This is a genomic window from Corynebacterium sp. (genome assembly GCF_012837295.1).
Classification (GTDB): Bacteria; Actinomycetota; Actinomycetes; order Mycobacteriales; family Mycobacteriaceae; genus Corynebacterium.
In genome coordinates this window covers 1-10,817 of record NZ_DURI01000192.1, presented here as the reverse complement: position 1 = coordinate 10,817, position 10,817 = coordinate 1, and the positions used below count along the sequence as shown (strand labels likewise).

Sequence of the window (10,817 nt, the reverse complement as noted above, 5' to 3'; positions counted from 1 at the left end):
CCCAGCTCGCCGCCGCCGCCTTCGGCCGCGCCGCCCTGGACTCGGTCCACGTGGACATCGCCGACGACGACGGCCTGCGCGCCGAAGCCCTCGACGCCGCCGCCCTGGGCTACGCCGCCACCGTCTGCATCCACCCCGGGCAGGTCGCCACCATCCGCGAGGCCTACCGCCCCACCGACGAGGAAGCCGACTGGGCCCGCCGCCTGCTCGCCGCAGCCCGCGACGACGGGGGAGCGTTCAGCTTCGAGGGACGCATGGTCGATGCCCCGCTGTTCCGCCAGGCCGAAGCCATCGCCAGACGCGCCGAAGCGGCTGCCACGTAGGCGTCGCAAAGCAAGAAACGCAAACCCTTCCCGCACCATCCCCGCACCAACCCAGCACGACCCGCACCCCGCGGCACGGACCACCAGGAGAAACCGATGTCCCAGCTCAAGACCGCCCCCGCCCCCTACGGCAAGGACGTCGTCGACGACGACGGCAACAAGATGTCCCACGTGATCGGCGCCGGCGTCGATCAGGGCGCCGCCCCGCTGCGCACCGAAACCCTCGGCGAGAACCTCCGCGCCATCGTGGAGAAGTACCCCTCCAAGGAGTGCATCGTCGACGTCTACGCCGACGTGTCCTTCACCTACGAGCGCTTCTACAACCGCGTCCTGCGCCTGGCCACCGCCTTCGTCCGCGCCGGCTACCGCAAGGGCGACCGCATCGGCATCTGGTCCACCAACCGCTGGGAGTGGACCGTCGTCCAGTACGCCTGCCACCACCTTGGCCTCATCCTGGTCAACATCAACCCCGCCTACCGCCAGCACGAGCTGAACTACGTCCTGGAGAAGGCCGGCGTGCGCTGCGTCTTCGCCGCCCGCCGCTTCAAGGACTCCGACTACCGCACGATGCTCATCGAGGCGTCGAAGCAGCGCGGCGTCAACCTGGACAAGGTCATCTACTTCGGCTCCGCCGACTGGTACGAGCGCATGCACGGCGACATCGACGACCTGTCCGAGTACGTCGCCGAGGTCAAGCCCGAGGACCCCATCAACATCCAGTTCACCTCCGGCACCACCGGCTTCCCCAAGGGCGCGACGCTGACGCACCGGAACCTGCTGAACAACGGCTACTTCATCGGCGAGCTGCTCGGCTACACCGAGAACGACCGCGTCTGCGTGCCGGTGCCGTTCTTCCACACCTTCGGCATGGTCATCGGCACCTTCGCCACCTTCACCCACGGCGGCGCGATCATCATCCCGGCGCCGAGCTTCAAGGCCCGCGAAACCCTCAAGGCCGTCCACTCCGCCAAGGCGACGTCCCTGTACGGCGTGCCCACCATGTTCATCAACGAGCTGGAGGAGGCCCACGACCACGAGGAGTACGGCAGCCCCTACGACCTGTCGACCCTGCGCACCGGCGTCATGGCCGGCACGTCCTGCCCGTCGAAGACCATGCGCGACGTCATGGACAAGCTGAACATGACCGAGATCGCCATCTGCTACGGCATGACGGAGACCTCGCCGGTGAGCTTCCAGACCCGCGCCGACTCGCCGCTGGACAAGCGCGTCAACACAGTCGGCCAGATCATGCCGCACCTCGAGGCCCGCGTCATCGACGAGGACACCGGCGAGACCCTGCCGCGCGGCGCGCAGGGCGAGGTCGTCGTCCGCGGCTACTCCGTGATGAAGGAGTACTGGCACCACCCGGAGAAGACCGCCGAGGCCATCGACGAGGACGGCTGGATGCACACCGGCGACCTCGGCGTCATCGACGACGAGGGCTACCTGGCCATCACCGGCCGCATCAAGGACATGCTCATCCGCGGCGGCGAGAACATCTACCCGCGCGAGATCGAGGAGTTCCTGTTCACGCACCCGGACATCGTCGACGCGCAGGTGATCGGCGTGCCGGACGACAAGTACGGCGAGGAGATCATGGCCTGGGTCATTCTTCACGACGAGGACGGGGACCTGACCGCCGACCAGATCGCGGAGTTCGCGCACGGCAAGCTGTCGCGCCACAAGATCCCGCGCTACGTCCACGTCACGGATTCCTTCCCGATGACCGCGTCGGGCAAGGTGCGCAAGGTCGAGATGCGCGAGATGGCTCCGAAGCTGCTGGGCTGGGTGTGATCGCCATGTCGAAGACCACCGATGCGTCCATCCGCGAGCTCGTCGCGGCCAACGTGCGCGACGGCATGACCATCGCCGTCGGCGGGTTCGGCCTGTGCGGCGTGCCCTTCGACCTCATCGAGGGCCTGCGCGACTCCGGGGCCAAGAACCTGACCATCGTGTCCAACAACATGGGCGTCGACGGCCAGGGGCTGGGCATCCTGCTGGAGAACCACCAGGTGTCCAAGGTCGTGGCCAGCTACGTCGGCGAGAACAAGCTCTTCGCCAAGCAGTACCTCGACGGCGAGCTGGAGGTGGAGTTCAACCCGCAGGGCACGCTCGCCGAGCGACTCCGCGCCGGCGGTGCGGGCATCCCCGCGTTCTACACCGCCACGGGCGTGGGCACGCTCGTCGCCGAGGGCAAGCCGCACGCCGAGTTCGACGGCCGCACCTACGTCCAGGAGCGCGGCATCGTCGCCGACCTGGCGCTGGTCCACGCCTGGCGCGGCGACGTCGACGGCAACCTCGTCTACCGCTCCACCGCCCAGAACTTCAACCCCCTGTGCGCGGCGTCCGGCAAGGTCACCATCGCGCAGGTGGAGGAGCTGCTCGATCGCGGCTCCGTCGAGCCCGACTCGGTCATGACCGCCGGCGTGTTCGTCGACCACGTCGTGCCGGCGACCGATCGCGAGAAGCCCATCGAACAACGGACCACCAGGCCGCGCCCCGCCGCGGCCGGGGAGGAGATCTGACATGGCACCGAATGAGACCGCGGAGAAGCGGGGCTGGACCCGCGACGAGATGGCCGCCATGGCGGCGACCGAGCTGAACGACGGCGACTACGTCAATCTGGGCATCGGCATCCCGACGCTGGTGGCCAACCACATCCCCGACGGGGTGCGCGTGCTGCTGCAGAGCGAGAACGGCATCCTGGGCATGGGCCCCTTCCCCTACGCGGGGGAGGAGGACGCCGACCTGATCAACGCCGGCAAGCAGACCGTCACCCTCGTGCCCGGCGCCGCCGTGTTCGACTCGGCGACGAGCTTCGGCATGATCCGCGGCGGCCACGTGAAGATGGCCGTGCTCGGCGCCATGCAGGTCTCCGAGTCCGGCGACCTGGCCAATTGGATGATCCCCGGGAAGATGGTCAAGGGCATGGGCGGCGCGATGGATCTCGTCGCCGGCACCCCGCGCGTGGTGGTGCTCACCGACCACGTCGCCCGCGACGGTTCGCCGAAGCTGGTCAAGGAGTGCGATCTGCCGCTGACCGGCGCGAAGGTGGTCAAGCGGATCATCACCGACCTGGGCAGCTTCGACGTCGCCGACGATCACCTGATCCTGCGCCGCCTCGCGCCGGGCGTGACGCTCGGCGACATCGAGAACAACACCGCCGCCGCGTACGTGGTGGACCTGGAGGACTAGCGGGCCGGGCGCGGCGGACAGGTGACCCCGGTCACGAATTTCCGCCCCGCCCCGGCCCAAAACCGCTAGGCTCCGTTAACTGAGCGAGCCAACGAAGCAATTCGACGAAACATCACCGCGCTGCCGATGCGCAGCGCCCACAGGGAGACGAACACCATGACCGGAAACACCACCCCGAACGCCGACGACGTCGTCATCCTCGCCGGCGCCCGCACCCCGCAGGGCAAGATGCTCGGCCAGCTGGCCAGCATGACCTCCGTCGACCTCGGCGCCCACGCCGTCCGCGCCGCCGTCGAGCGCGCGGGGATCAAGCCGGAGGACGTCGGCCGCGTCGTCCTCGGCCAGGTCATCCTCGCCGGCGCCGGCCAGAACCCGGCCCGCCAGACCGCCATCAAGGCCGGTCTGCCGTGGACCACCCCGGCCGAGATCGTGTCCAAGGTCTGCCTGTCGGGCCTCGACGCCGTCATCCACGCCGCCCGCATGATCCGCCTCGGCGAGGTCGACGTGGTCGTCGCCGGCGGCCAGGAATCCATGACCAACGCCCCGCACATCGCCCACGGCGTGCGCAAGGGCAAGTCCTACGGCTCGCTGAAGCTGGAGGATTCGCTGGAGCTCGACGGCCTGGTCGATTCCTACGACTGCGTGTCCATGGGCACGCTGACCGACGGCCCCAACGCGGACCTGGGCATTTCCCGCACCGACCAGGACGAGGTTGCGGCGTTGTCGCACCAGCGCGCCGCCAAGGCCCAGGCCGACGGCATCTTCGCGCAGGAGATCGCCCCGATCGAGATCCCGCAGCGCAAGGGCGACCCGGTGGTCGTCGACGCCGACCAGGGCATCCGCCCGGACACGACCGTCGAGTCGCTGTCCAAGCTGCGCGCGGTGTTCCTGAAGGACAACGGCACCATCACCGCCGGCAACTCCTCGCCGATCTCCGACGGCGCCGCCGCGCTGGTCCTGGCCCGCCGCGGCTGGGCCGAGGAGCGCGGCCTGGATTACCTCGCCGTCGTCGGCAAGGCGGGCCAGACCGCCGGCCCGGACAACGGCCTCCACGCCCAGCCGTCCGACTCGCTGGCCGAGGCCCTGCGACTGGCCGGCTGGGAGGCGTCCGACCTCGACTTCATCGAGATCAACGAGGCCTTCGGCGCCGTCGCCGTGAAGTCGCTGCGCGACCTGGACTACCCGCTGGACAAGTGCAACATCCACGGCGGCGCCATCGCGCTGGGCCACCCGATCGGCTGCTCCGGTGCCCGCCTGGCCCTGACCGCCGCGATGGAGCTGTCGCGCCGCGGCTCCGGCAAGGCCGGCGTCTCGCTGTGCGGCGGCGGCGGCCAGGGCGACGCCCTGCTGCTGTACCGCGACTAGTTCGGGTCCCATCCCGACATCGAAAACCCGACATCCGCGGTGATGTCGGGTTTTTCGCGTCTGGGCCCGGGGGAGGGCTTTGCGACGCCCGCCTCCCCGCGTCCGCCGCCCCGGTAATTTCGATGGCATGAATCCCCCGACTTCTGCACCCTCCGCCCCCGCCTGGCTCCCCGCCGGCCCCGCCCTGCTGTTCGCCCCGGCGGACCGGCCGGACCGTTTCGCCAAGGCGGCGGAGCGTTCCGACGTCGTCATCGTCGACCTCGAGGACGGGGCGGCCCTCGACGGACACGAGGCCGCGCGCCGCAACATCGCGGACAATCCGCTGGACCCCGCGCGCACCATTCTCCGCGTGACGGGCCCGGACACCCCAACCTTCGCCGGCGACGCCGAACTGGCGCAGGAGGGCCCGTACGACGTCGTCATGCTGCCGAAGGTCCGCGAACGCATTCCGGAGGAGCTCGCCGGGCTGAAGGTGATCGCGATGATCGAGACGCCGGAGGCGATCCTCAACATCGGCGCCATCGCGTCGCATCCGGACGTCGTCGGGCTGTTCTGGGGCGCCGAGGATCTCGCCGCCGAGCTGGGCGGCACCTCCTCGCGGATCACCCCGGACGAGGCGGAGGCGGCCGGCATTCCCGGCGGTCCCGATGCGCCGCTGCGCCCCTACCGCGCCCCGCAACAGCTGGCGCGGACGATGATGGTCATCCATGCGGCGGCCAACGGCATCGCCGCCATCGACGCGGTCCACGTCGACTTCCGCGACGAGAAGGGCCAGTACCTCGAGGCCCTCGACGCCGCGGGCTGCGGTTTCGCGGGCACCGCCTGCATCCACCCGGCGATGGTCGAGGCCGTCCGCCGCGCCTACCGGCCTTCCGATGAGGAGCTCGACCGTGCGCGCCGCATCCTCGGGCGCGCCGCCGACAACGTCGGAGCCTTCCAGCTGGACGGCGAAATGATCGACGCCCCCGTCGTCAGGCAAGCCGCGATCACCGTCGCGCGAGCCGGGGAATAGGCCCCGGTCGGGGGTGAAATCGGCGGTTTATTTCGCCAGTGAAGATTAATCGCCGATAACTGAACAATTGTGTCCCGGGTCACATTATGGTCGGGGTGGCCACAGACGATATGTCTGACCGAAATCGACCCAGGGAGAATCATCATGACCGTTGCGGCGACGATGAACGCCACCGAGATCCTCACCAGGCCCGCCCCGTACGGAAGGGAGGTGGTCGATGCGGACGGGCGCCCGTTGTCCCACGTGATCGGCGCGACCGTGGACCAGGGGGCGGCGCCGCTGCGCTCCGACACGCTCGGGGAAGCCCTCGACGCCCAGATCCGGCGGGTCCCCGACCGTGAGGCGGTCGTGGACGTATTCGCCGACGTGCGCCTGACCTACCGGGAGTTCGGCGAGAAGGTCGATCGGCTGGCGGCGGCGCTCGTACGCGCCGGCTACCGAAATGGTGACCGCGTCGGCATTTGGTCGACGAACCGCTGGGAGTGGCCGGTCGTGTCCTACGCGTGCCATCGCCTGGGCCTGATCCTGGTCAACCTCAATCCCGCGTACCGCCAGAGCGAGCTGAATTACGTGCTGGAAAAGGCCGGCGTCCGGTGCGTCTTCGCCGCGCGTCGCTACAAGGATTCCGACTATCGCACCATGCTCGTCGAAGCATCGAAACAGCGCGGCATCGAGTTGAGCGACGTCATCTATTTCGGATCGGACCAGTGGCGGGACATCATGGCCCGCGACGTCGACGGCGACCGTGCCGACCTCGACGCCGCCTTCGCGGCCGTCGCGGCCGACGATCCGGTGAACATCCAGTTCACCTCGGGAACGACCGGTTTCCCCAAGGGTGCCACGCTGACGCACCGGAACCTGCTGAACAACGCCAACCAGACCGCCGAGCTGCTGGGTTACGACGAGCACGATCGCGTCGTGGTGCCGATCCCGTTCTTTCACACGTTCGGCATGGTGCTGGGCATCATCGCGGCGCTCGGCCGCGGTGCCGCGCTGATCATCGCGGGCCCCGTCTTCCAGCCGCGCGACGTGCTCAAGGCGGTTCATTCGGAGCGGGCGACCTCGCTGTACGGGGTGCCGACGATGTTCATCGTCGAGCTCGAGGAAGCCCACGACCACGAGGAGTACGGCAGCCCGTACGACCTTTCCTCGCTGCGCACCGGGATCATGGGCGGCACGTCCTGCCCGTCGAAGACGATGACGGAGGTGATGGAGCGATTCAACATGCGGGAGATCGCCATTTGCTACGGCATGACGGAAACCTCGCCGTGCAGTTTCCAAACCCGCCGCGACTCCTCCCCGGAAAAGCGCGTGCACACGGTCGGCCAGATCATGCCGCACCTGGAAGCGAAGGTCGTCGACCAGGCCACGGGCGAAACCTTGCCGCGAGGCGAGCAGGGCGAAATCCTCGTGCGCGGGTACGCGGTCATGAAGGAGTACTGGCGTCACCCGGAAAAGACCGCCGAGGCGATCGACGAGAACGGCTGGATGCGCACGGGAGACCTGGGTTCGCTCGATGACGAGGGCTATCTCGCCATCACCGGGCGCATCAAGGACATGCTCATCCGCGGCGGCGAGAACATCTACCCGCGCGAGATCGAAGAGTTCCTGTTCACCCACCCCGATGTGGTCGACGCTCAGGTCATCGGCGTGCCGGACGACAAGTACGGCGAGGAGATCATGGCCTGGGTCATCCTCCACGATGGGGCGGCTCCGCTGACCGTCGACAAGTTCCGCGAGTTCGCCCACGGGAAGCTGGCCCGTCACAAGATCCCGCGCTACCTGCACGTCGTCGACGCGTTCCCCATGACGGCGTCCGGCAAGGTGCGGAAGGTGGAAATGCGCGAAATGGCCCCGAAGATCCTGAACTGGGTCTGATCTTCGGGGCCGGAGGAGGCTCCTAGTTCACGCACATGACGCCGTCGCCGCCGGCGTCGATGTGCTTGCTCAGGTCCTCTTCGGGGGCCATGCCCTCCTGGCCGACGACGTCGCCGGTGGCGCCGTCGTCGACGGGCTCGGCGGCTTCCTCGGTGGTCGCGGCGCCGGAGCCGTCCTCGTAGAGGCCCGGGCCCTCGTAGTCGCCGGCGACGGTGACGGAAATGGTGCCGGGCTCCATGGTGGTGTCGTGGACGATCGGCAGGCCGCCGAGCGCCTCGGAGATCGCGGCGGCGGCCGGGTCATCCGGGTCGGAGGTGTTGACCTGGCTGAGGGCGACGCCGGCGAACTCGGCGTTGGCGACGGTGCCCTCGACGTAGCCCTTCTCGGTCAGGACCCCGGCGGCGCGGGCGGCCAGCCCCTCGATGCCCGTGGCGTTGTAGACGCTGACCGTGTACTCGGCCGGGTCGTGGTCGCGGGGCTTGGCGGCCTCGGCGGCGGCTTCGGCCTCGGGGTCGCCGAGGAGCTCGTCGAAGTACTTGTGCACCTGGCCGCGGTCCACGGTGACCACGGACTCTCCGTAGTCGCCGACGCCGTCGATGGACGTGACGGGGATGGTCTCGAACTTGACGTTGCCGCCGGTCAGGCCCTGCATCTGGGTGGCGAAGCCCATGACGTCCCAGTCGTTGTCCAGCACCACGGAGCGCTGGACGGCGCCGCCGAGCTCGTTGAGCTTGCCGGGGCTCGACAGCGTGCCGGCGGACAGCAGCTTGTTGGCGAAGGACGCCATGAACGCCTGCTGGCGGGTGATGCGGTCCAGGTCGCCGCGGGGCAGGCCGTGGCGCTGGCGCACGAAGCTCAGCGCGTCGGCGCCGCCGAGGGTCTGGCGGCCGGCGTGGAAGTCGGCGCCGGAGAACTCGTCGTAGACGTCGTAGTTGAGGCAGACGTCGACGCCGCCGATGGCGTCGGTGAGCAGCACGAAGCCGAGCAGGCCGACCTCGGCGTAGTGGTCGACGGTCACGCCGGTGAGGTCGGCGACGGAGTTGATCAGCGCCTGGCGGCCGGCCTCGGTGGACCGCTTCTCCACGTCCTCGGGCGAGGTGCCTTCGCCGACGAGCTTCTCGGCGGTGGCCTGCTTCTTGTCGCCGTAGACGCCGTTGATCTTCTTGTTGCCGTCGACCGTCTTGATGTACGTGTCGCGCGGAATGGAGATCGCCGTGGCCGACGACCCGTCGTTGGGCACGCGGATGACGATGATCGTGTCGGTGTTCGTCGCCTCTTCGTCGCCGGCGCGCAGCAGGTCGATTTCCTCCTGCGTCAGGGGGTTGCCCTGCGCATCGGTGCGGGAGTCGGAGCCGACGAGGAGGATGTCGGTGGCGCCGTCCTTCTCCTCGCCGAGCGAGAAGTCGCCGCCGGAGCCCAGGTTGCCGGCCGCGCGGCCGACGGTCCACCAGCCGACCGCGGAGACGACCAGGCACAGCACGGACACGAGGATGAGCACGTAGCGCAGCGGAACCGGCCATGCCTGGCTGACGTCGCGGCCCTGCGTCGGAGGCGCCTGGATGGCCCGGGCGTGCCTCGACTGGGGTTTGCGTGCGCTCAAAGTGGTTCCTTCCATGCGTGCACTACGGTTGGTGCCGACAGGTGGGCGTCGCAAAGCAAGCTTTTTGCTTTACGACGACTCAGTCGCCCCCACGATAATGAAACGGATGCCCGATGACCGAACCACGCGCCGGAAAAGCCCATGAAGCGGGGGGAAGCGGCGCCGTGACGAGGGCGGTGGTGGTCGGCGCCGGCGGGCAGCTGGGGACGGCGCTGCGGCGGCGGATGCCGGGCGCGGGCGTCGATGTGACGTGGCTGACGCGCGAGGATCTGGACGTCGCGGATGCGGGGGCCGTGGCGGCTCATCCGGCGCTGCGCGGTGCGGACGTCGTGATCAACGCCGCCGCGTGGACCGACGTCGATGGCGCGGAGACTCCCGAGGGGGAGGCGGGCGCGGAGCGGATCAACGCCGTCGCGCCCGGATTGCTCGCCCGGCGGTGCGCGGAGGAGGGGGCGTTTTTCGTGCACGTGTCCACGGATTACGTGTTCGGGGAAGGGGCAGGGCAAGGGGAAAGAGGAGCGGCAGCGGCGCGGCGTCCCCTCCGAGCCGATGATCCCACCTCGCCCGACACCACGTACGGCCGGACGAAGCTGGCGGGGGAGCGTGCGGTGCTCGATGCGGTGGCGGAGGCGCGTTTGCGGGCCGCGATCGTGCGCACGGCCTGGGTGTTTTCCGGGCCGACGCAGCCGGAGGCGCCCGATTTCGTGTCGACGATGCTGCGCCTCGAGGAGCGCGGGCGGGTCGGCGAGGGGCCCGAGTCCATCAACGTCGTCGACGACCAGCACGGGAGCCCCACGTTCGTCGACGACCTCGCCGATGCCCTGTGGCAGTTGGCGTTGCGCCCGGTCGGCGGCGTCTTCCACGTGACCGGAACTGGCGCGGCGACGTGGCACGACGTGGCGTCGGAGGTGTTCGCCATGGCCTCGGAGCTGCGCGGCGGCGATGCCGCGGAGAGTAAGGCCGCCCGCGCCCGCGTGCGCCCGTGCACGTCGGAGGAGTTTCCCCGTCCCGCCAAGCGGCCCGCGTGGTCCGTGCTCGATGGCGGAGCCTGGGTCGACGCCGGTTTCGCGCCTCTGCCCGAGTGGCGCGACGGACTTCGCCGGTCTCTGGGGGCTAAGTCGGAGTAGGGGATTGTCCTCGCGGGACTGGGCGCTTTGGGCAGGCCGCCAGGCCCAGGCCCGCAGTGCCGGGTAGTCGGCCTGTGTGGACCTGTGCGCCGACCGGGGCGGCCTTAATCCCCCGCGCCCGGCCTGCCCGTTCGCAGGGGCCCGCGGTCCGAGCCGGTCGGCCGTGGACTTTCGTCAGTGAGTTCGATCCCATGTGGTGGAACATTGAACGGTGCGAATGGTGCTCGTGGTGCATAAAGTCGCCGAAACGTTGCCTCGCGTTCGATTGCGTGGCGGTCGAACACCTGTATCATAGTAAGTGAGGTAAGGAAGCAAGT

Annotated in this window: 8 protein-coding genes and 1 pseudogene; 8 read left to right on the top strand and 1 reads right to left on the bottom strand. The window is 69.2% G+C overall.

Annotation, left to right across the window (positions count from 1 at the left end):
- From GX015_RS06495 to GX015_RS06465, 7 genes and pseudogenes are all read left to right on the top strand, one after another.
- A pseudogene (locus tag GX015_RS06495) lies at positions 1-323 on the top strand (HpcH/HpaI aldolase/citrate lyase family protein); the annotation flags it as partial.
- 96 nt (positions 324-419) lie between these two features.
- On the top strand, positions 420-2,117 hold the full coding sequence (locus tag GX015_RS06490) for an AMP-binding protein (protein ID WP_291343730.1): 1,698 nt from the start codon (positions 420-422) through the stop codon (positions 2,115-2,117).
- Positions 2,118-2,122: 5 nt separating this feature from the next.
- Positions 2,123-2,848: a CoA transferase subunit A gene (locus GX015_RS06485; protein WP_102212506.1), complete on the top strand. Its 726-nt coding sequence runs from the start codon at positions 2,123-2,125 to the stop codon at positions 2,846-2,848.
- 1 nt (position 2,849) lies between these two features.
- Positions 2,850-3,518, top strand: coding sequence for a CoA transferase subunit B (locus tag GX015_RS06480; RefSeq protein WP_102212483.1), 669 nt, complete (start codon positions 2,850-2,852; stop codon positions 3,516-3,518).
- A 156-nt stretch (positions 3,519-3,674) separates the two neighbouring features.
- Complete coding sequence (locus GX015_RS06475) at positions 3,675-4,883, top strand: acetyl-CoA C-acetyltransferase (protein ID WP_291343725.1); 1,209 nt, start codon at positions 3,675-3,677, stop codon at positions 4,881-4,883.
- A 127-nt stretch (positions 4,884-5,010) separates the two neighbouring features.
- The gene (locus GX015_RS06470) at positions 5,011-5,895 is read left to right on the top strand and encodes a CoA ester lyase (RefSeq protein ID WP_291343722.1); all 885 of its coding nucleotides are present in this window, start codon (positions 5,011-5,013) and stop codon (positions 5,893-5,895) included.
- A 144-nt stretch (positions 5,896-6,039) separates the two neighbouring features.
- Positions 6,040-7,773 carry an AMP-binding protein gene (locus tag GX015_RS06465; RefSeq protein ID WP_120983244.1) on the top strand — a complete coding sequence of 578 codons (1,734 nt, stop codon included), beginning with the start codon at positions 6,040-6,042 and terminating at the stop codon, positions 7,771-7,773.
- 22 nt (positions 7,774-7,795) lie between these two features.
- Here the strand turns inward: GX015_RS06465 and GX015_RS06460 are convergent, their stop codons facing one another.
- A complete protein-coding gene (locus GX015_RS06460; protein ID WP_291343718.1) occupies positions 7,796-9,388 on the bottom strand; it encodes an LCP family protein in 1,593 nt (530 codons plus the stop codon).
- 149 nt (positions 9,389-9,537) lie between these two features.
- On the opposite strand from GX015_RS06460, the gene rfbD reads away from it, so the two are divergent.
- Entirely contained in the window at positions 9,538-10,500 is a 963-nt protein-coding gene (gene rfbD / locus GX015_RS06455) for a dTDP-4-dehydrorhamnose reductase (RefSeq protein WP_291343716.1), read from the top strand.
- Positions 10,501-10,817: the final 317 nt, after the last annotated feature.

Bases quoted from the DNA above. Each gene is read 5' to 3' on its own strand.
- GX015_RS06490 (WP_291343730.1), top strand. From the start codon at position 420: ATGTCCCAGCTCAAGACCGCCCCCGCCCCCTACGGCAAGGACGTCGTC.
- GX015_RS06485 (WP_102212506.1), top strand. From the start codon at position 2,123: ATGTCGAAGACCACCGATGCGTCCATCCGCGAGCTCGTCGCGGCCAAC.
- GX015_RS06480 (WP_102212483.1), top strand. From the start codon at position 2,850: ATGGCACCGAATGAGACCGCGGAGAAGCGGGGCTGGACCCGCGACGAG.
- GX015_RS06475 (WP_291343725.1), top strand. From the start codon at position 3,675: ATGACCGGAAACACCACCCCGAACGCCGACGACGTCGTCATCCTCGCC.
- GX015_RS06470 (WP_291343722.1), top strand. From the start codon at position 5,011: ATGAATCCCCCGACTTCTGCACCCTCCGCCCCCGCCTGGCTCCCCGCC.
- GX015_RS06465 (WP_120983244.1), top strand. From the start codon at position 6,040: ATGACCGTTGCGGCGACGATGAACGCCACCGAGATCCTCACCAGGCCC.
- GX015_RS06460 (WP_291343718.1), bottom strand. From the start codon at position 9,388: ATGGAAGGAACCACTTTGAGCGCACGCAAACCCCAGTCGAGGCACGCC.